The following is a 20,363-nucleotide window of genomic DNA, read 5'->3' as shown; positions in this document are numbered from 1 at the left end:
GTCATGCCTTTTACTGTGCCGTAGGTGCCCACAGGCATAAATGCCGGGGTTTCCACCACGCCGCGATCAAAGATCAGACGGCCACGGCGCGCGCGCCCGTCAGTAGTGTCTAATTCGAACTTCACATTGCCTCCACCAGAGAAACAGTCTGATGTTAAGTGTTAACAGCCGCACAGTGCGCGCGGCTGTGGATGCTGCCGGTTGGATCTTATTCGCCAACCTGCTCGGTAATAGCCTGCGGATTGCGGGTGATAAACATCGCATCGCCGTAGCTGAAGAATCGGTACTGCTCTGCCACGGCCTGCTGGTAGGCGTGCATCGTATTGCGGTAACCAGCAAACGCCGAGACCAGCATAATCAGCGTGGACTCCGGCAGGTGGAAGTTGGTCACCAGCGCATCAATGATCTGATACTGGTAGCCAGGGTAAATGAAGATTTTGGTGTCATCAAAGAAGGGGGCAATCAGCGCATCCTGAGCAGCTTGTGCGGCGCTTTCCAGCGAACGAACAGAAGTGGTGCCTACTGCAACAACACGGTTGCCACGAGCTTTACAAGCCAGCACCGCATCCACCACGTCCTGCGGCACTTCAGCATATTCAGCGTGCATGATGTGGTCTTCAATGCTGTCTACGCGCACCGGCTGGAAGGTTCCTGCCCCTACATGGAGGGTGACGAAAGCGGTTTCGATGCCCTTTTCGCGCAGCGCTTCAAGCATTGGCTGGTCAAAATGCAGGCCAGCGGTTGGGGCCGCTACCGCGCCCGGACGCTGGCTGTAGACGGTCTGATACAGCTCACGGTCAGCTTCTTCATCAGGACGGTCAATGTAAGGAGGCAGCGGCATATGGCCGACCGCATTGAGGATATCCAGCACCGCGCGTTCATCGTCGAACTGCAATTCAAACAGCGCATCGTGACGGGCAACCATGGTTGCTTTCACGCTTTCATCATCGCCCAGCAGCAATTCTGCTCCCGGCTTGGGGGCTTTAGAGGCACGAACATGTGCCAGCACGCGATGGTCATCCAGCATCCGCTCGACCAGCACTTCAATCTTACCGCCGCTGACTTTGCGCCCAAACACGCGCGCAGGAATAACACGGGTGTTGTTGAACACCAGCAGATCGCCAGGGGTGAGCTTATCCAGCAAATCAGTAAAGATGCCATGAGACAACTCACCGTCCGGCCCGTTAAGGGACAGGAGACGGCATCCGCTGCGCTGGGCCTGCGGATAATGGGCAATTAAAGATTCGGGCAACTCAAACGAAAAATCGGCAACGCGCATGGTCATTCACTGTTGGGAAATCAGGGCGCACATTCTAGCTGAAAACCCGCCATTTCTAAACAAGCTAATGCCAGGCACGCTGAGAACTTCGCCACAGCGGTCTTTTTACTGCCATCTCCGCATCAGCCAACGCCCCTGGTGGTGTAGCAAGGCAGCAAGAGAACGCCGCTACACCGCCAGGGGATAAGGCGATATACTACTGCCATGAACTTTCTTGCTCATCTTCACCTGGCCTCACTGGCCGAAAGCTCCCTGTTAGGCAACCTGATGGCCGATTTTGTGCGGGGCAATCCGCATAACGACTGGCCCACAGCGGTTGCCGAGGGAATTTTGCATCATCGTCGCATTGATGTGATGACGGATTCGCTACCCGAAGTCCGTGCTGCCCGCGACTTTTTCCGCGCAGAAACCCGGCGCGTTTCGCCGATCACCCTTGACGTTATCTGGGATCATTTTCTGTCACGACACTGGGATAAAATCGTGCCGGAAATAACCTTGCCAGCTTTTTTGCTCCAGGCTAAATCTGTGATCGAGCCCGAATTAGCCTCCACACCGGAGCGATTCCAGAATCTTAACCGTTATTTATGGTCCGATCGCTGGATGGAGAAGTATGCCGAAGCCGGCTATCTGCAACCTGTGCTACGTGGCATGGCAAGCCGTCGCCCAAGGCTGGCCGCACTGGAAGATTCGTATGAAGATTTCATTGATAATTATCAACACTTTAATGATTTTTTCTGGCAATTTTATCCGCTTATGATGGAAAAAGCCTCGCGCAAAGCCCTGTAAAACACTTAGGCTAAGTTTGCCGCTTGCCCTTTTGGCGGAAAAGGTTATTGTATGAGGCTGCTTTAAGCATTTTAGATTTTTGATAGGTTTTACCTATCTGAATAATCGGCGTTTAGCGCTGGTACCTATCCTGAGATCGCTCTTATACTGCAGGCGATTTGTCTCATTAATCCACCTCTCTCTACAGGAGTGAACATGGTCCTGGTAACTCGTCAAGCCCCAGATTTTACTGCCGCAGCTGTGCTGGGCAACGGTGAAATCGTTGAAAACTTCAACTTTAAAAAACACACCGCTGGTAAAGCCACCGTTGTGTTCTTTTGGCCAATGGACTTCACCTTCGTTTGTCCTTCTGAACTGATTGCCTTCGACAAGCGTTACGAAGAGTTCCAGAAGCGCGGCGTTGAAGTTGTCGGCGTGTCTTTCGATTCTGAATTTGTGCATAACGCATGGCGCAAAACCCCAATCGAAAAAGGCGGCATCGGCGAAGTGAAATACGCCATGGTTGCTGATATCAAACGTGAAGTGCAGAAAGCTTACGGTATCGAACATCCGGACGCTGGCGTTGCACTGCGCGGTTCATTCCTGATCGACAAAGCCGGTGTGGTTCGCCACCAGGTTGTTAACGATCTGCCACTGGGCCGTAACGTTGACGAAATGCTGCGCATGGTTGACGCGCTGCAGTTCCACGAAGAGCACGGCGAAGTGTGCCCGGCTCAGTGGGAAAAAGGAAAAGAAGGTATGGGCGCGTCTCCAGACGGCGTGGCTAAATACCTGTCTGCGAACGCGGCTAAGCTGTAATAGCTGCCGCTTTCGAAAAGGCTCGCTTCGGCGGGCCTTTTTCTTTTCTGAAAAGAGATAACATGGCCGCTAAACTTCCTCTTCTGACCACGCTAATCCTGTCTGTACTGAGTGGCCTTTTCAGCCTTGCGCAGGCCAATACCGAGGCTTACACCCTTGAGAAAGTCGTGGAAGTCAGCCGTCATGGTGTGCGCCCGCCAACTCCGGGCGATCGGCAGTCCATTGAGGCGGGTACGCAACGCAGCTGGCCTCGCTGGTTGACGGAAGACGGTAACTTAACCGGCCATGGCTATACCGCTGTCTGGCTGAAAGCCGGCTATGAAGCTCAACGTTATCGCCAACTCGGCCTGTTAAGAGCCGGATGCCCTTCCGCAGACGATGTTTATATCCGTTCCAGCCCTCTGCAACGCACCCAAGCCAGTGCGGAAGCCTATTCAGCCGCTGCATTCCCCGGCTGCGGCGTTGCTGTTCATGCGCTGGAGAAGGACGATGTGCTGTTTGCCTTTCCTGCTGGCAAGGTCAGCGAGGAGCAAAAAACCCAGTATAAGCAGGAAGCGTTTATCGCTCTGGGCGGGACGCCAGAACAAGCGCAACAGCGTTTGCAGCCCCAGATTGACGCACTTAAAGAAGCTGTCTGTCGAAGCGGTCAGCCCTGCCCCGCCTTCAATCACCCCTGGGCACTCAACGTTTGGTCTGACGGCGGCATAGCCATCAAAGGCCTTGATACGCTGGCAGCAATGGCTGAGAGCATCAGGCTGGCCTGGAGTGAAAACCAGCCGTTAAACAACGTGGCTTTTGGTCAGGCGCACAGCTCAGCGGAGATCAGCAAACTGCTGCCGCTGCTAACGGCAAAGTATGATTACACCAACGATTTACCTTCTGCCGCGCGCCGGGGAGGGTCAGTGTTACTCGATCAGATTGCGAAGGCGCTACAAACCAGCAAGCAGCAAAACGCGCCACCCGATGTTCGCTGGCTGTTGTTGGTTGCCAGTGATATCAACCTTTCCTATCTGCGTACGCTGCTGCACTTTAGCTGGCAACAGGGCGACTATCCGCGCGGGAATTTACCGCCAGGCGGCAGCCTGGTGTTTGAGCGCTGGAGAGAGGATCACAGCCAGCAGCGGTTTCTTCGGGTCTATTTCCAGTCGCAAAGTCTGGATCAACTGCGTCAGTTAACACCGCTCAGCGCGGCAAATCCGCTGCTGATCACCGAATGGCACTTTGACGGCTGCAAATCAACTGAAGTGGGTAGGCTTTGCCCTTACGACAGGTCATTGCAACGCATGGAAAAGGCTGTAGCTTCATCAGAAGTTCAGGTGAACTATCCTACGCCCTGAGCCAACAGGCCTCCCGCTAACAGCCATAAAAAAACCGCCCACTACCTGACGTAGGGGCGGTTCTCAGACTGCCAGAGCAACGACTTAAGCTTTAACGGGCTTGTTCAGCGTCTTCTTCACAAACTGCCAGCTCACCAGCAGCACCACTAACCACCCCATGCCGACATACAGCGAAATACGGGTATCCGGGAAGTAGCCAATCAGGCCGATGATAAACACGAGAAACAGAATACCGACTATGGCGGTAAAGATGCCGCCAGGCATGGCAAACTTCAGCTCTTTAGCCTGCTCTTTACTCAACGAGCGGCGGAAGCCAATCTGGGCAAACAGGATCATAATCCACACCCAAACGGTGGCAAAGGTAGCCAGTGAAGCAATCACCAGAAACACTTTTTCCGGCATCAGATAATTGAGGTACACCGCAATCAGCATCGCCGCCATCATCACCAGAACCGTCACCCACGGAATGCCGCGACGCGAAACGGTGCTGAACATTTTCGGTGCATGACCTTGCTCAGCCATCCCGTGCAGCATACGCCCCACGCCGAACACATCGCTGTTAATCGCCGACAGTGAAGCGGTGATCACCACAAAGTTCAGAATGGCTGCCGCCGCCGCAATGCCCATATGCTGGAAGGTCAGCACGAAAGGACTGCCGTTAGTGCCCACCTGGTTCCACGGGAAAATCGACATAATGACGAACAGCGTCCCTACGTAGAACACTAAAATACGCAGCGGCACGGTATTGATCGCTTTCGGTATCGAGGTTTCAGGATCTTTAGCTTCACCAGCGGTAATCCCGATAATCTCAATACCGCCATAAGCGAACATCACAATTTGTAGCGACAGCACCATACCAATCACGCCGTGCGCGAAGAAACCGCCATTGGTCCACAGATTGTGGATGCCAGTAGGCTGGCCGCCGTTGCCGATGCCCCAGAAGATGATGCCGATACCGGCCACAATCATAATGATGATGGTCGCGACCTTGAACAGAGAGAGCCAAAATTCCACTTCCCCGAACACTTTTACCGTGGCCATGTTGATGGCGCCGATAATCAATACCACGCTCAACACCCAGATCCAGTGCGGCACGTCAGGGAACCACACGCCCATATAGATACCGAAGGCGGTGACATCGGCGATGGCGACAATCAGGATTTCGAAACAGTAGGTCCAGCCGGTGATGTAGCCAGCCAGCGGGCCAAGGTAGTCCTGCGCATAACGCGAGAAAGAGCTGGCCTGAGGATTGTTAACGGACATTTCGCCCAGCGCACGCATGATGATGTATGCCACCGCGCCGCCGATAATGTAGGCGAGAATAACGCTCGGGCCGGCCATTTTCATCGCGTCTGCCGAGCCATAAAACAGCCCGGTGCCGATTGCCGATCCCAATGCCATGAAGCGAATGTGGCGGGTACTCAGTCCCTTTTTGAGCGTATTTTTTGTCATCTTTCTGGTTCTGCTTCTACTCTGACTGCGCCTTCTGCCACCCAGGCAGCAGAAGACGCGGGTTTATGACTATTTCTGCTGCGCACTAACCTGCTCACGACCACCGGATACGCGGTCATAAATAGCGACCAGCACCAGCATCGCCAGGGAGGGCGGCAACCAGGCCAGGCCCTGCTCAGCCAGCGGCAGATGCTGTGCAAAGGCAGGCAGCGACGCTTTCCAGCTGGTGGTCTTAATGGCATCCAGAATGCCGAACAGTAAGCTGATCAGCATGGTTGGTGCAATAATGCGGGTGTTTTTATTCCACCAGTTCAGCGTAAAGCTCAACAAGACCAGCACGATACAAGGCGGATAGATGGCCGTCAGCACCGGGATCGAGATCGAGATCAGGTGGCTCAATCCAAGGTTGGACACCACCATTGAGAACAGGCCAAGCACAAAGACCAGCTGGCGATAGCTCAGCGGCAGATACTGCTCGAAGAACTCGGCACAGGCGCAGGTCAGGCCAACCGCCGTGACCATGCAGGCAACGAAGATCAGCGCGGCCAGGAAGAAGCTGCCCATACCGCCAAAGGTCTGCTGAACATACGCGTGCAGAATAGCCGCGCCGTTAGCCCCTTGATCAACGATTGAAGAGCTGTCTGAGCCCAGTTTGAACAGCGCAAGGTAAATCAGCGTCAGGCCAACACCAGCAATCAAACCAGCCAGTACGGTATAGCGAGTCAGCAATTTCGCGTCACTAACGCCACGAGAGCGCGCCGCGTTCACAATCACAATGCCGAACACCATCGCCCCCAGCGTATCCATGGTCAGGTAACCATTGACGAAACCGCTTGAGAAAGCCGCATGTTGATAGGCATCGGTGGCCGGTGCCAGGCCACCAGCAGGCCAGATCATCGCCGCAATGCCCAGCACAGCCAGCGCCACAATTTTCAGCGGAGCCAGGAAGTGACCAACGGTATCAAGCAGTTTGCCGGGATAGAGGGAAATGCCGATCACCAGCGAGAAGTAAATCAGGCTATAGATGAACAGCGGCAGCCAGCCGTCACCGGTCAGCGGCGCGATACCTACTTCAAAGGAGACGGTTGCCGTACGCGGGGTGGCGAACAGCGGGCCAACGGCGAGGTAGCAAACGGTAGCCAGTACCAGACCGGCAGCTTTCCCGATTGGGGTGCTTAGCGCATCCACGCCGCCACCGACACGTGCCAGGGCAATAACAGTGATCACCGGCAGACCAACCGCGGTGATCAGGAATCCGAGCGCCGCAATCCAGACATGTTCACCCGACTGGATACCTACCATTGGCGGGAAAATGATGTTACCTGCACCCACGAACAGCGCAAAGGTCATAAACCCCAGCGCCAGGATGTCTTTGGAAGTTAAACGATTCGTCATAAGCAGAAAATTAGCCCGTACTGGTGTTAAGTGATGTCGTGATGTCAGCTTCATCACCCTGCCCGCACTAAAAACGCCAGAATTTCAAACCGATACAGGGCAATTGTCTGTCCTGATGTCGCTCTGGTAGCGGATTTGCGCTGATTTTAATCTGTTTACAGGGGGATAACGTAAAAACGGCGCTAAGTAAACCGTTTATAGGGGAGAAAGGCAAGGCAGGATCGGAAAAGCAGAGCGATATGTCGCAAAAAAAGAGCCAGCCAGTGTATCGCTTCAGGTTATCGGCTGGATGCCTTACATGATTTGTATTTTTTTTGTGCGTTGTGAGGGCATTTTCTGCGGAGAAGGGGGTAATCATGCACAAAAGGCGCGGAATTCCGCGCCTTTTACACAATCTGATGCAGGCTTACCAGACGTCTTTGGCGATATCCACGACCAGACGCAGTTTTGCCCACTGCTGCTCTTCAGTCAGGCTGTTGCCCTCTTCTGTTGAGGCAAAACCACACTGCGGGCTGAGGCAGATTTGATCGAGACTGACAAACTGAGCCGCTTCTGCGATGCGCTCTTTCACCGTTTCCGGGTTTTCCAGCTCACCGTTTTTGGTGGTTATCAGGCCCAGAACCACCTGCTGCTTGCCAGGCTTGATAAAGCGGAGAGGCTCGAAACCGCCTGAACGCTCGTTATCATACTCAAGGAAGAAGGCATCGATATTGACGGTGCCGAACAGGATTTCAGCCACTGGCTCATAGCCACCTTCAGAGATCCAGGTTGAACGGAAATTGCCGCGACAAACATGCAGGCCAATAGTCAAATCCTCTGGCTTACCTTCGATCGCTTTATTCAGCACATCCGCGTAGATGCGCGCCAGCTCTTCAGGATCATCCCCGCGCTCGCGGATCTGGCTTTTCTGATCTTCTGAACAAAGGTAAGCCCAGACAGTGTCATCCAGCTGCAGATAACGGCAGCCAGCATCGTAAAATGCGTTGATCGCGTCGCGGTAAACCTGCGCCAGATCGTTGAAGTAGTCTTTCAGGTCCGGATAAACGTTAGCGTCGATCGCTTTACGGCCGCCACGGAAGTGCATCACGCTTGGGCTTGGAATGGTCATTTTAGCCACGGCATCGCCGCTGATGCCTTTCAGGTAGCGGAAGTCTTCCAGCATAGGATGGTTACCGAAGCCGATTTTCCCGGTCACACGAATGCCATGCGCTTTGGTCTGCACGCCGTTGAACTGGATGCCCTGCTCAGATTCATAACGCTCAACGCCTTCCAGGCCATCGAAGAAGTCAAAGTGCCACCATGCGCGACGGAATTCGCCATCAGTCACCACTTTCAGGCCACAGGCACGCTGATGAGTGACCACATCGCGGATTGCTTCATCTTCAATACGACGCAGGGCTACAGCATCGATCTCCCCTTTCTGGAACTGCTCGCGTGCCTGTTTAATGGCCGCAGGACGAAGGAAGCTGCCAACCACTTCGGCACGGTACTGAGCGGAATCTCTTTGCATGTTGTGTCACTCCTGGCCTGCGCACTGCGCATAATTTAGCGGTGAAATTATCACGAGTCGTTATTTTTAGACTTCTGGATGTCTATATGTCCATATGCAAGAGTGTCATGAGGCAGCGTCGGGCGCAAACGAGGAAAATTCATCTGACATGAATAAAATTCATGTTGCCGTGTTTTTACCGATCGCCAATCAGTAAACGAGCCTGTTTAACCTGCTCCGGGGATAACGGCAGATAACCAGCCTGAGTCACCAGAGCCTGCCCTTGAGCGGATAAAACGTGATGAAGGAACGCCGCGGTTAACGGCTCAAGAGGCTTCCCTGGCGGTTTGTTGACGTAGAGATAAAGCTGGCGGGAATAGGGATAACGACCGCTGCGAATGTTGGCAGCATCAGGCTGGATCCAGTCATGACCTTCATGGGAAATAGGCAACGTTTTCACGCCGCTGAGGTGAATGCCCATACTGGCGTAACCAATGGCATTCAGCGTGCCCGCCACTGCCTGGACGACAGCCGCCGATCCGGGATATTCAGCCACATCATTGCGGAAATCACCCTTGCAAAGCGCCTGCTGCTTGAAAAACCCCCAGGTGCCGGAGGCAGAGTTACGGCCAAAACGCTGTAATGGACGGGAAACCCAGCTGGGCTGAGTTAACTGCAAATCGCCCCAGCGATGAACTGCAGCAAGCGACCCACAGCGGCGGGTTACAGAAAAAATTGCATCGAGCTGCTTAGTATTCAGTCCCTGCAAGGGATTGTCCTGATTCACTACCACCACCAGCGCATCCATCGCCACCGGCACTGCAACGGGTGCGTAACCGTAGCTGTCTTCAAACAGCTGGCGCTCAACCGCCTGCATCGGACGGCTCATCGCGCCAATCTGTGCGGCACCAGCCGCCAGCGATGTGGGTGCAGTAGAGGAACCTGCGGCCTGTACCTGAACATTCACACCGGGATACCGTTGGTTGAAGCTCTCGCCCCACAGCGTCATTAAGGTGCCTAAGGTGTCCGAGCCAACGCTGGTCAGATTACCGGCCAGCATGCCTTCTTGTGCCCTGGCAGTCAGGCTGAAACAGGCCAGCAGGATCAGAAACAGCTTTTTCATCACAGGGTTCCACTACGATCATCGAACCGCATTCTGTGCCAACTCGCTGCTGACAATCAACCTTGGTGGCAAGGAGAAGCTGAAACAGGTCTCTTTGCCTGGCTGGCTGGTAATGTCCAGCCGGGTGTTATGGTGGCTCAGCGCATGCTTCACAATCGCCAGACCCAGGCCACTGCCGCCGGTTTGCCGTGAGCGCGCCTTATCAACCCGATAAAAGCGTTCAGTCAGGCGGGGAATATGCTCAGGCGATATTCCTGGGCCGTTATCCTTCACCTTAAATTGCGCGCCATTTGGGGTTCTCAGCCAGCTGATATCAATGCGTGTGCCAGCAGGCGTGTGATTAACCGAGTTATACACCAGGTTAGAAATTGCACTGCGCAACTGCTCATCGTTGCCAAACACCCGCAGGTCAGCGTCCATATTGAAATGAATCTCATGTTTACCCTGGCTCAGCGTTTCCGCTTCGCGCTGTAACAGCCGCAACATCATCGGCACATCCACCTTTTCCTGCAGATCCAGCGCCGGTGCGGCCTCAATCCGCGACAGCGTCAGCAACTGTTTAACCAGACCGTCCATTCGACGAGTCTGCTCTTGCATGGTGTTCAAGGCTTTATCGCGCAGCGGGCCCTCCATTACCGAATCGTTCATCATCTCCAGATAGCCTTGCAGCACCGTTAATGGCGTGCGCAGCTCATGGCTGACGTTGGCAAAGAAGTTACGGCGCGCGCCTTCGAGCTGATGCATCTGCGTGACATCACGCGCCACCAGCAGCCATTGCCCTTCCGAGTAAGGCATCACGCGGAATTCGAGTTGGCGATTGCTGTTCAGCACCAGTGTTAATGGCCGGGTAAAATCCCGCTGCCGTAAATACCGGGTAAATTCCGGATAGCGCAGCAGGTTAAGGATGTTCTGGCCATTATCTTCCGGCCAGCGCAGCCCAAGCATCTGTTGAGCCAGACCGTTACACCAGAAAATCGTCCCTTCTTCCGTGGTCAATACCACCGCATCGGGTAACGACTCAGCGCCACTGCGAAAGCGCTTAATCAGATGGCCAAGCTCACGCCGACGCCGACGATTTCTCGCCTGCATCTGGTAAAGGCCATAAAAGAGAGGTTCCCAACTGCCGCGACCGGCCGGTGGCGTCATGCTGCGGTCAATCCACAACCAGTGGGATAAACGAAGTAAATTAGCGAAATGCCAGCCCAACACGGCCAACACGGAAACCAGCAGTAGCCAGGGCAGGTAGCCCACCAGCAGCCCCAAAATCAGGGCGGGCAGGCAGGCGATCACCACTTCCAGCAACAATCTCTTCCAGGAGAGGCGTTCCAACACGGTAAAGACTCCAGTGCGAACGATCAGTAACGTGCAGAGAAACGGTAACCTGTTCCGCGAACCGTCTGCACCATGCGATCGTGCCCGGTCAGTTCCAGCGCTTTACGCAAGCGGCGAATATGAACGTCAACGGTACGATCTTCGACGTACACGTTAGTGCCCCAGACGTGATTAAGCAACTGCTCGCGGCTGTAGACACGCTCAGGATGCGTCATAAAGAAGTGCAGAAGCTTGTACTCTGTCGGCCCCATTTCCAGCGGCTGAGTCTCAGACATCACGCGATGTGAGGAAGGGTCAAGGCTCAGTCCCTGCATCTCAATCACTTCTTCCACCGCCATTGGCGAAATCCTGCGCATCACAGCTTTAATGCGCGCTACTAACTCTTTAGGTGAAAACGGCTTGGTAATATAGTCGTCTGCGCCCACTTCCAGACCGCGAACGCGATCTTCTTCTTCACCACGCGCCGTAAGCATCATCACAGGAATATCCCGGGTCATTGCTTCACGCTTCAAATGCTTGATGAACTGAATGCCTGAACCACCAGGCAGCATCCAGTCCAGCAGGATCAAATCAGGCCAGGGTTCGATAAGCAAATTGACCGCACTGTCATAATCTTCCGCTTCTATCGGTTGATAGTCATTTTGCTCCAGAACGAAACACAACATCTCACGGATTGGGGCTTCATCTTCGACTACCAGAATACGCTTAGCCATTATTGCTCCTGCTACTGTGACGGAATGTCACTGGATTTGCGGCGTCATTATGCGTCAGTTTTATGACAGTTTTATGAAAAAAGCACGCCCCAGACCGCCGTTTTATAACAGTATTGTGAAGGTTACGGTCATTGACTCTGGGGTTTTGCGCTCCGCTGTTTATAATCGTCGACTCTGCCTCGTGCTTTAAAGGGATCCCATGCGAATACTCCACACCTCAGACTGGCATCTTGGCCAATTTTTTTACACCAAGAGCCGCGCCCCGGAACATCAGGCTTTTATAGACTGGCTGCTGGCTCAGGCGGTGGAACATCAGGTGGATGCCATTATTGTAGCGGGTGATATCTTCGACACCGGTTCGCCGCCCAGCTATGCGCGTGAGCTGTATAACCGTTTTGTAGTCAAACTCCAGCAAACGGGCTGCCAGCTAGTGGTGCTTGGCGGCAATCATGATTCAGTAGCCACCCTTAACGAATCCCGCGAACTGCTTGCCTGCCTGAATACCCGAGTGATTGCCGCTGCCAGTGAGGATATCGCCCAGCAAGTGCTGATCCTCAATAAGCGCGATGGCGAACCGGGCGCGGTGCTTTGCGCCATTCCTTTTCTGCGCCCGCGTGATATTACCGTCAGCCAGGCCGGTCAGTCTGGTCATGAAAAACAGCAAACCCTGTTGGAAGCGATCACCAGCCATTATGAGCAGTGCTGGCAGGCGGCGCAGGCTGAGCGGGAAAGGCTGGGTCTTACGCTGCCTGTTATCGCCACCGGCCATCTGACCACGGTCGGCGTAACCAAAAGTGACGCGGTGCGCGATATTTACATCGGTACGCTCGATGCGTTTCCGGCTCAGGCTTTCCCCCCGGCGGATTACATTGCACTGGGTCATATACATCGCGCACAGCGCATCGCCAACAGCGAGCATATCCGCTACAGCGGTTCGCCTATTCCGCTCAGTTTCGACGAGTTGGGCAAAGAGAAAAGCGTCTTCCTGGTCGACTTTGCAGACGGCAAGCTCAGCCACGTTGAGACGCTCTTTATTCCACTGTTCCAGCCGATGCAGATGATCAAAGGCTCGCTGGAAGAGATTGAGCAGCAGTTGAGCGAAATCGCGCCTCGCGAAGATGGCAAACCAGTGTGGCTGGATATTGAGATTTCAACTCAGGCCTGGCTCAACGACCTTCAGCGCCGCATTCAGGAGCTGACCGAGGAATTGCCGGTGGAAGTGGTGCTGTTACGTCGCAGTCGTGAGCAGCGTGAACAGGTTATCGATCGCCAGAACAATGAAACGTTGAGCGAGCTTAGCGCGCAGGAAGTGTTTAGCCGCCGCCTGGCGCTGGAAGAAAATGAACAGCCTGAGCGACTGGCGCGAGCCACCGAACTCTTTACGCAAACGCTGGCTGAAATTGATGATGAGGTTCAACCGTGAAGATCCTGACGCTGCGGTTTAAAAACCTTAACTCGCTGAAAGGCGAATGGAAAATTGATTTTACCGCCGAGCCCTTTGCCAGCAATGGCCTGTTTGCGATCACTGGCCCAACCGGCGCGGGCAAAACCACGTTGCTGGATGCCATCTGCCTGGCGCTGTATCACGAAACGTCACGGCTGGGGAAACTGTCCCAGTCTCAGAACGATTTAATGACGCGTGACACCTCAGAATGTCTGGCAGAAGTTGAGTTTGAAGTGAAAGGCGTCGCCTGGCGGGCCTTCTGGAGCCAGAACCGTGCGCGTGGCGCTGTCGATGGCAATTTACAGGCTCCCCGCGTTGAGCTGGCGCGCTGTGATGACAATAAAATCGTCGCCGATAAAGTGAAAGACAAGCTGGATATGCTGACGGCGCTGACCGGTCTGGATTTCGAACGCTTCACCAAATCGATGATGTTGTCGCAGGGACAATTTGCGGCTTTCCTGAATGCCGATGCTAACAGCCGTGCTGAACTGCTGGAAGAGCTGACCGGCACCGAAATCTATGGCCGCCTGTCCGCAAACGTCTTTGAACGGCATAAAAATGCCAAAGTGGCGCTGGATACCCTGCGGGCGCAGGCGAGTGGCATGGCGTTGCTCGACGGAGAACAACTTCAGCAGCTGACATCCCAGTTAGCGCAGCTGGTGTCAGATGAGCAGGCACTCACTTCGCAGCATCAGCGCCACACGCTTTTGTGGCAATGGCAGCAGCAGCATCACGCCGCCGTTCAGGCGCTTAAAGGCGCGCAGGATGATCATCAACAGGCAGAAAGTGCCTGGCAGCAGGACAGCACTTAACTGGCGCGTCTGGTACAGGCAGAACCGGCGGAGAAGCTCCGGCCTGCCTGGCAGCAACGTAATCAGTATCAACAGGATGCGCAGCAACTTAACGCGCAGCTCCTGAGCCTGTCGCAGCAAAAAGATCTGGCTCAGCAGCATTTGACCGGGCTAAGCCAGCAGTTAAAGGCAGCCGATGAGGCCCGTCAGCAACACGAAGTCCTTCGCCAGCAGCAAGAGACGCTAATCACCGAAACGGTGCTGCCGCTGGATAACCGCATCGCCTCGCTGGCGCAGCAAAGCGACCTGCTCAAAAAAGAGGTCAGTGAGTACCAACACTCTCTTAATCGTCGTCAGAGCGCGCTGCAACAGAACCAGCAGGCGCAGGCTGAGCTGCAACTTCAGCAGCAACAGACCCAACGCTGGCAGCAGGAGCATCCGCACTTTTCCAGTTGGGGAGAATCTCTGCCCCTCTGGCGCGTGCGCTTCGAGCAGCAGCATCAGGGCGTGCTGGCGCTGACCGCTCTTCAGACGCGTACGACGGAGCAAAGCCGTCAGGTAGTTTTGCTGGAGCAACAGCAGAACGAACTGGAACAGCAGGAAAAACCCCAGCAGCAGCAACTTGATCAGGCTAAAACCCGTTGTGATGAAGCCGAAAAAATCCACCGTCAGCGCCAACTGCAGCATCCGGAAAATCAACTCCAGACCTCTCTGGCTCAGCTCAGCCAGCAACGTTCACTCAGGCAAACTCTGGCCCTGATTTCGCCACAATGGCAGCAGTTACTGGCCCGTATTCAGCGGCAGCAAACCAGCCAGCAGGAAAATCAGCAGCAGCTGAAGCTGACGGAACAGCAACTGGACGTGCTGCGATCGAACTGGAAAGAGAAGCACCAGCACTGGCAGGATCTGGAGAAGCGCTGTGAACTTGAAAAGCGCATTGCCGGGCTGGAACAACAGCGAGCCTTGCTTGAAGCCGGTCAGCCTTGCCCACTCTGTGGATCTTGCGAGCACCCTGCTGTCGCGGACTATCAGGCGCTTGAGCTATCGGAAAATCAACAGCGGCTGGCAACACTCAAAGCCGAAGTCGACAGTCTGAAAGACCAGGGAACGACAACACGTGAACAGCTGAAAAATCTGCAGTTGCAGGCAGAGAAAGAGAAGCAGACGCGGGAAGAGAACGATCGCGAGGCCGCACAGTTACAGAGTCAGTGGCAAACTGCAGTCGATGCTCTGGCGCTAAAATTGACACTGGAAGAAAGACAAGAAACTCAGCACTGGCTGGCCGCCCAGGATCAGCTGGAAACAGACTGTCAGGCACAGTTACTCAGCCTACAGCAAAGCGCGCGTGAACTGCAGCAGCAGAAAGATGCGCTGAACCAGCGCCAGACTGAACTTGCCGCATTGCAGCAGAAGCAACAGCTGGCAGGTCAGCAACTGCTTACTACACGCCAGGCGCTGGCCGAACTGGAGCAGCAGCTAAGACAGCAGCAGGAGGCCGTTCAACAGCAGCGCGAGGCCCTTCAGGTTTCGCTGGCCGACTTCGCCTTGTCTGTCCCGGCGTTGGGCGAGCATGAAAGCTGGCTGGCCAACCGACAAGACGAGTGGCAGCAGTGGCTTAAAGCGGAGCAGGTACTAACTGACTTATTGCCGCAACTGACCACCCTCGCCACGCAACAGCAGGCCTTAACGGAAGAGATCGCCAGCGAGAAAACCCGCCTTACGGCTCTGGAAAGTCGCCTGAAAGAAGAATGGGAATCGCTTGGTGAGTTGAAAGAGCAGCGTCAGAAACTCTTTGGGGAGCAAGCAACCTCCGCAATCCAACAACAGCTCCGCCTTCAGTCTCAGCAGCATGCTGAGAGCAGCCAGGCCTGCCTGCAACAGTGGCAAACCCAGCAGAACCAGTTAAATACACTGACCGGACAGCATAACTCACTCTCTGAGCAGTCAGATACGCTAATCAAGCGCCTTGAGGCGGCTGAGCAGTCGTTGAATTCTGCCCTCGCCGCCAGCCACTTTAGCGATGAAGAAGCCTTCACCGCCGCTTTGTTGGACGAAGAACAAACCCTGAAACTTCGCGCCTTACAGAAGCAGCATGACCAGCGTCGTCAGCAGAGCAGCATCCTGTTACAGCAGGCGCAAAAGACGCTGGATAACCACCTGCAGCAAAAGCCGGTCGACCTGGCTGATCAGACTGAGGAGTTGGGCGAAGCGGTCGCCAGCCTCGCTAATCAGCTAAAAGAGAATACTCGTCAACAAGGGGAAACCCGTCAGCAGCTGACCAGCGATGCCACGCGTCGCCAGCAGCAGCAATCGCTGCTTGAGCAAATCACGCAGAATGAGCAGGAAGTGGAAGACTGGGGGTATCTGAATCAGCTGATTGGCTCCCGCGAAGGGGATAAATTCCGTAAGTTTGCTCAGGGGCTGACGCTTGATCATCTGGTCTGGCTGGCGAACAACCAGCTTAACCGTCTTCACGGGCGCTATCTGTTACAGCGTAAATCGAAAGAGGCGCTGGAGCTACAAGTGGTCGATACCTGGCAGGCAGATTCACTGCGAGATACCCGCACCCTCTCCGGCGGAGAAAGTTTCCTCGTTAGTCTGGCACTGGCTTTGGCCCTTTCCGACCTGGTAAGCCATAAAACCCGGATTGAATCCCTGTTCCTCGACGAAGGCTTTGGTACGTTGGATGCGGAAACACTGGACAGTGCGCTGGACGCGCTGGATGCCCTGAATGCCAGTGGCAAAACGATTGGCGTGATCAGCCATGTGGAAGCGATGAAAGAGCGCATCCCGGTGCAGATCAAAGTCAGAAAAGTGAACGGACTGGGTTACAGCAAACTTGAGACGCCAACGGCGTAACTCGGGCGCCTGCACGGCGCCCGGTTATCACTTAAAGGGTCGGCGATTTAGCGCGTGGCCCATTTAAAATGCCGCCATTGTTATTTGCACTCAGTAAACGGCTGCTGGTGACAGAGGCAATGTTGTGCGCCTCATCACTTACGTTGTTGATGATCTGCTTCAGTGCTGCCGAAACGAGCATCCCCACCAGTCCCTGATTGTTGTTGTCTTCGTTGTTGGCCGCCGTAGCCAGACCACTCCAGATCTGCTTACCGGTGCGGAGATCCACCAGTTTAGCCGTGGCCGTCACCTGGGTGACGCTGTCTATCACAATGTATTGTGTGCCGTACTTGGTGATATCGATGTATAACGCCGCATCAGCATTAAAGATACTGCGCAGCTTCTCCGTGCTGACGCTACGAATATCCGTGGCGTTAGTCAGGCCGTTCTGTTTGAAGGTCTCTTCCACTACCGCTACCGGGAAAACGTAGTAGCCCGATTCTGCCAGCGGCTGCGTCACCAAAGAGGCAAAACTGTGGGCTGCGGTAATATCGGTGCTGTGGTTTTCCGCAGGCAGCACCAGAATGGAGGCTGGCTTGCTTTCGCGGAACGCGGTGTAATCATAAGGTGTTCTTTTGGCGCAGCCGGTCAGAACCAGCACCACCAGCGCGGCGGAAATAAGGACTATTTTCTTCATTATTGAACTCCCTGCTTATTACGCATCAGAAAGTCCATATAGTGCGCGGATTCTGGAAAGGCGGTTTTCTCCGCCGTGAATTGTTCAAAGGCCAGATCGGGGTGACCAGTATCCACATACAGCAACCCCAGTTGCGCACGCAGCCCCGGTGCAACCGGTTTATTTTTGGCATGGGCTTGCTGAATAACCGCATTGAGCGTCTCAATTTCTTTTTCAGGCGCCGTGGTGCGCTGGTAATAACTGTATAATGAGGGCTGATAATCTCCCCAGTAATAAATATTCGAGCTTTTTTCGGCGCAGGCCGTCAATAGCAGAGCGGTTGCCGCTGCCAGAATATACTTAAAAAAACGCATTTTACTTTCCCTTCCCTGAGTTATTTAGCCACGCGCCATGCGCCGGACTCCAGACCGCTGACCAGATGATTAACCGCCTCACGCATGGCAAGATCGATCACTTTGCCGTTCAACGTGGAGTCATAGCTGGCGGTGCCGCCAAAGCCGATCACTTCGCGGTTTGAGAGTGTATATTCGCCCGCACCCTGAACCGAATAGACCACTTCAGTCGTCGCAACATCCACGATATTCAGGTTCACTTTAGCGTAAGCAACCTGCGTTTTTCCGCGGCCCAGAATGCCCCAAAGCTGTTGATCGCCCACTTCTTTACGCCCAAACTCGGTGATATCACCCGTCACGACATAATCGGCACCTTTGATCGATTGCACGCTGCGTTTGTAGCCAGCTTCTGCTTTCAGTTCATCAAGGTTAGCGCGATCCAGTACGTTGAAGCGGCCGGTCTGTTGCAGGTGAGTGATCAGAATAGTTTTGGACTGATTGCCCAGATGATCCACGCCATCAGAGAAGATGCCGTTCATATACGAAGACCGATTATCAAACTTGCCTACTGCTATCGGGCTTTTAGCGCCCTGCCACGCAGGTTGAGTAGCGGCCGTGACCTGTGGGGCTTCAATGGCGCGAGAGGATTCGGTCGCGCAACCACTGAGCATCGTGCTGCTTAATAAAGTCACTGCGAGGACATTAATATAAGGTTTCATTTCTGTTCCATGAATTAAGTTGAAAACCCGTCGGACGGCTTCATTTACGGCTATGCTTTTGCTCTACTTCCCGAAGCACGGTATAAAAACAAACGTAATTTACGCTGATTAATAGCAAATGGACAATTAATTCATTGCCGTTATTCAGTAAACCCCTGCCAATTTGTTTTAATCTGAGAGAATATTTTGCCGTGAAGTAGAGAATTATCTGTAAAGAGTCTGACGGCGACAAAAGTGTCTGCCAGCGAGAAGCTAACAAGATAAACTATCGGCCGGATGTCAGGATTCTTTAGAAATAGTGATGAATAAATGAAAATGAACCGCACTAAAATGAGGGTGTTGACTGCAACCCTGATGGTTACGCTGCTGGCAGGCTGCCAGTCACTCCAGTCCGACCGCCACGATAAAATGCAGCCTGCCAGTCGTGAAGAGTTGCAGGCCTATGCTGATAAGAGCTGTCAAAAGCCGCCGCCTGGGGCTTCGCAAGAAGAGTGCCGTTATTTTGCTCAGATGAGTTACGGTATTCAGCGCAATTTCTACGATCATCAGCGCTATATTGGTCGTGAATGCTTGCTGACTATCCGCTGGAACGACGCGACCGACAGCTACAGCGTATTAAGTACGTCTGGCGATGAGCAACTGTGTAAGAGTGCATGGGGTGTGGTCAGCAGTGCGGAAAACTTACCAGCGCCACCGAAAAAGTTCCCAAGCGAAATCGTTATCGACTTCAAACCGGCAGGTTAACCCGCCATCTCATCCTGCCGCCACTGACGAGGGCTGATGCCAAACCAGCGGCGGAAGGCGCGGGAAAAGGCGCTGACTTCTGAATAGCCCAGCAGCAGTGCCATTTCCGAAATCGGCAGCTGGCGCTGCTGCAGATAATGCTTGGCCATTTCGCAGCGCACGTTGTCCACCAGCGCGGTGAAACTCAGATTTTCATCGCGTAGCCGCCTTTGCAGCGACCAGCTCGACAGCCCCATTTTTTCGGCCACCTCTTCCAGCACCGGCTCGCCCTTCAGCAAGACCAGATGCACCTGCGAGCGCGCCTGATCGACAATATTTTGCTGTGGCGTGGCGCTGTTCAGACGGCGGATCGCGTCCTGCATCACCCTCAATAACATCGGATCGCTGTCCGGCATTGATCTGGCCAGATCGCGTTTAGGGATCATCAACGAGTTGAAGGGTTGATCGAAATAGACCGGGGCATCAAAGACTTTGCAGTGCTCATGCCATTGTGAAGGCCGCGGATGCTCGAAATGCACCTCGCGCGGGGCCCAATTTTTACCCGCTACGTGGCGAATAAGGTTCATAAACATGCCCAGCGTCAGCTCTGCATCCTGACGACGGCAAAGGATCGCTCCGTGGCGCACCTGATAATCCAGCCGCCAGCAGTCCCCTTTATCCACCAGACGCGTTAACGTGTCGTGCTGATGATAAGGGAAAGCGTTCACCACGTTCTGTAACGCCTGTTCCAGCGTGGCTGAACACAGGCCTACATAGCCAATCAGACCTAATGACTGCGGTTTAAACTGCTTGCCGTAGTGCAAACCGAAGTTATCAAAACCTGAACAACGCGCCGCTTCTTCCATCACGCGGCAGTAATTGATCAACCCAAGGCTTAAGGTTGGGCTGGAGAGCAGTTCAGGATCGATGCCGCTGACACCAAAAATGCGATCGACATCGCCGCCCTTCTCACTGATAAAACTGCTCAGGCCGCTGGCAGCAGCAGCCAGAACACCACGGTTGCTGACCGCGCTGGCATTCAGCGCCGTTGCCATGTCAGGCTGTCTGATAAGACCGGTTTCCATCATCATCGCCTCGGCTTAGAAAATATGCTG

16 protein-coding genes and 3 pseudogenes are annotated in these 20,363 nt (G+C 54.2%); 7 read left to right on the top strand and 12 right to left on the bottom strand.

Annotated elements, in window-relative coordinates; genetic code table 11:
* Both tgt and queA read right to left on the bottom strand, forming a co-directional pair.
* Positions 1-125, bottom strand: a pseudogene (gene tgt, locus WCC56_RS17610) (tRNA guanosine(34) transglycosylase Tgt); the annotation flags it as partial.
* Positions 126-208: 83 nt separating this feature from the next.
* On the bottom strand, positions 209-1,279 hold the full coding sequence (gene queA / locus WCC56_RS17605; protein ID WP_424693624.1) for a tRNA preQ1(34) S-adenosylmethionine ribosyltransferase-isomerase QueA: 1,071 nt from the start codon (positions 1,277-1,279) through the stop codon (positions 209-211).
* A 204-nt stretch (positions 1,280-1,483) separates the two neighbouring features.
* Between queA and WCC56_RS17600 the strand changes: the two genes are divergently transcribed.
* The 3 genes from WCC56_RS17600 to WCC56_RS17590 all read left to right on the top strand — a co-directional run bounded on the left by WCC56_RS17600 (position 1,484) and on the right by WCC56_RS17590 (position 4,200).
* Entirely contained in the window at positions 1,484-2,065 is a 582-nt protein-coding gene (locus tag WCC56_RS17600) for an ACP phosphodiesterase (protein ID WP_424693623.1), read from the top strand.
* 195 nt (positions 2,066-2,260) lie between these two features.
* On the top strand, positions 2,261-2,863 hold the full coding sequence (locus tag WCC56_RS17595) for a peroxiredoxin C (protein ID WP_013201007.1): 603 nt from the start codon (positions 2,261-2,263) through the stop codon (positions 2,861-2,863).
* A gap of 62 nt (positions 2,864-2,925) precedes the next feature.
* Complete coding sequence (locus tag WCC56_RS17590; protein WP_424693622.1) at positions 2,926-4,200, top strand: histidine-type phosphatase; 1,275 nt, start codon at positions 2,926-2,928, stop codon at positions 4,198-4,200.
* 84 nt (positions 4,201-4,284) lie between these two features.
* On the opposite strand, the gene proY is transcribed toward WCC56_RS17590, so the two are convergent.
* The 6 genes from proY to phoB all read right to left on the bottom strand — a co-directional run bounded on the left by proY (position 4,285) and on the right by phoB (position 11,704).
* On the bottom strand, positions 4,285-5,652 hold the full coding sequence (proY, locus tag WCC56_RS17585; RefSeq protein WP_424693621.1) for a proline-specific permease ProY: 1,368 nt from the start codon (positions 5,650-5,652) through the stop codon (positions 4,285-4,287).
* A 69-nt stretch (positions 5,653-5,721) separates the two neighbouring features.
* Entirely contained in the window at positions 5,722-7,047 is a 1,326-nt protein-coding gene (brnQ, locus tag WCC56_RS17580; RefSeq protein WP_424693620.1) for a branched-chain amino acid transporter carrier protein BrnQ, read from the bottom strand.
* Positions 7,048-7,453: 406 nt separating this feature from the next.
* Positions 7,454-8,557 carry a cobalamin-independent methionine synthase II family protein gene (locus tag WCC56_RS17575; RefSeq protein ID WP_424693619.1) on the bottom strand — a complete coding sequence of 368 codons (1,104 nt, stop codon included), beginning with the start codon at positions 8,555-8,557 and terminating at the stop codon, positions 7,454-7,456.
* 175 nt (positions 8,558-8,732) lie between these two features.
* Positions 8,733-9,659, bottom strand: coding sequence for a PstS family phosphate ABC transporter substrate-binding protein (locus WCC56_RS17570; protein WP_424693618.1), 927 nt, complete (start codon positions 9,657-9,659; stop codon positions 8,733-8,735).
* Positions 9,660-9,677: 18 nt separating this feature from the next.
* On the bottom strand, positions 9,678-10,991 hold the full coding sequence (gene phoR, locus WCC56_RS17565) for a phosphate regulon sensor histidine kinase PhoR (protein ID WP_424693617.1): 1,314 nt from the start codon (positions 10,989-10,991) through the stop codon (positions 9,678-9,680).
* Positions 10,992-11,014: 23 nt separating this feature from the next.
* Positions 11,015-11,704, bottom strand: coding sequence for a phosphate response regulator transcription factor PhoB (gene phoB / locus WCC56_RS17560; RefSeq protein WP_424693616.1), 690 nt, complete (start codon positions 11,702-11,704; stop codon positions 11,015-11,017).
* Between the two features lie 199 nt (positions 11,705-11,903).
* Between phoB and sbcD the strand changes: the two genes are divergently transcribed.
* The 3 genes and pseudogenes from sbcD to WCC56_RS17545 form a co-directional block, all read left to right on the top strand.
* Positions 11,904-13,127, top strand: a complete 1,224-nt coding sequence (sbcD, locus tag WCC56_RS17555) for an exonuclease subunit SbcD (protein WP_424693615.1) — start codon at positions 11,904-11,906, stop codon at positions 13,125-13,127.
* Positions 13,124-14,197 (top strand): annotated as a pseudogene (locus WCC56_RS17550) (AAA family ATPase); the annotation flags it as partial. The gene sbcD and the pseudogene WCC56_RS17550, both read left to right, overlap by 4 nt.
* Positions 14,198-15,811: 1,614 nt before the next feature.
* Positions 15,812-16,798: pseudogene (locus tag WCC56_RS17545) on the top strand (SbcC/MukB-like Walker B domain-containing protein); the annotation flags it as partial.
* A 31-nt stretch (positions 16,799-16,829) separates the two neighbouring features.
* Here WCC56_RS17545 and WCC56_RS17540 read toward each other — a convergent pair.
* The 3 genes from WCC56_RS17540 to WCC56_RS17530 are packed head-to-tail and all read right to left on the bottom strand — an operon-like array spanning position 16,830 to position 18,525.
* Complete coding sequence (locus tag WCC56_RS17540) at positions 16,830-17,474, bottom strand: DUF799 domain-containing protein (protein ID WP_424693614.1); 645 nt, start codon at positions 17,472-17,474, stop codon at positions 16,830-16,832.
* A complete protein-coding gene (locus WCC56_RS17535) occupies positions 17,474-17,827 on the bottom strand; it encodes a DUF4810 domain-containing protein (RefSeq protein ID WP_424693613.1) in 354 nt (117 codons plus the stop codon). Before WCC56_RS17535 ends, WCC56_RS17540 begins: the two co-directional genes overlap by 1 nt.
* A 20-nt stretch (positions 17,828-17,847) precedes the next feature.
* Positions 17,848-18,525 (bottom strand): CsgG/HfaB family protein, encoded by a 678-nt coding sequence (locus WCC56_RS17530; protein ID WP_424693612.1) that lies wholly within the window; start codon positions 18,523-18,525, stop codon positions 17,848-17,850.
* 315 nt (positions 18,526-18,840) lie between these two features.
* Here WCC56_RS17530 and WCC56_RS17525 point away from each other — a divergent pair, with 315 nt between their 5' ends.
* Positions 18,841-19,269 (top strand): cell envelope integrity TolA C-terminal domain-containing protein, encoded by a 429-nt coding sequence (locus WCC56_RS17525; RefSeq protein WP_424693611.1) that lies wholly within the window; start codon positions 18,841-18,843, stop codon positions 19,267-19,269.
* Here the strand turns inward: WCC56_RS17525 and qhpR are convergent.
* The gene (gene qhpR / locus WCC56_RS17520) at positions 19,266-20,333 is read right to left on the bottom strand and encodes an AraC-like transcriptional regulator QhpR (protein WP_424693625.1); all 1,068 of its coding nucleotides are present in this window, start codon (positions 20,331-20,333) and stop codon (positions 19,266-19,268) included. The genes WCC56_RS17525 and qhpR overlap by 4 nt on opposite strands.
* Between the last annotated feature and the right edge of the window lie 30 nt (positions 20,334-20,363).

This window comes from Erwinia sp., from assembly GCF_049696395.1.
Lineage (GTDB): Bacteria > Pseudomonadota > Gammaproteobacteria > Enterobacterales > Enterobacteriaceae > Erwinia.
The sequence above is the reverse complement of the archived record's forward strand: the minus strand, read 5'-3'. Positions and strand labels throughout refer to the sequence as shown.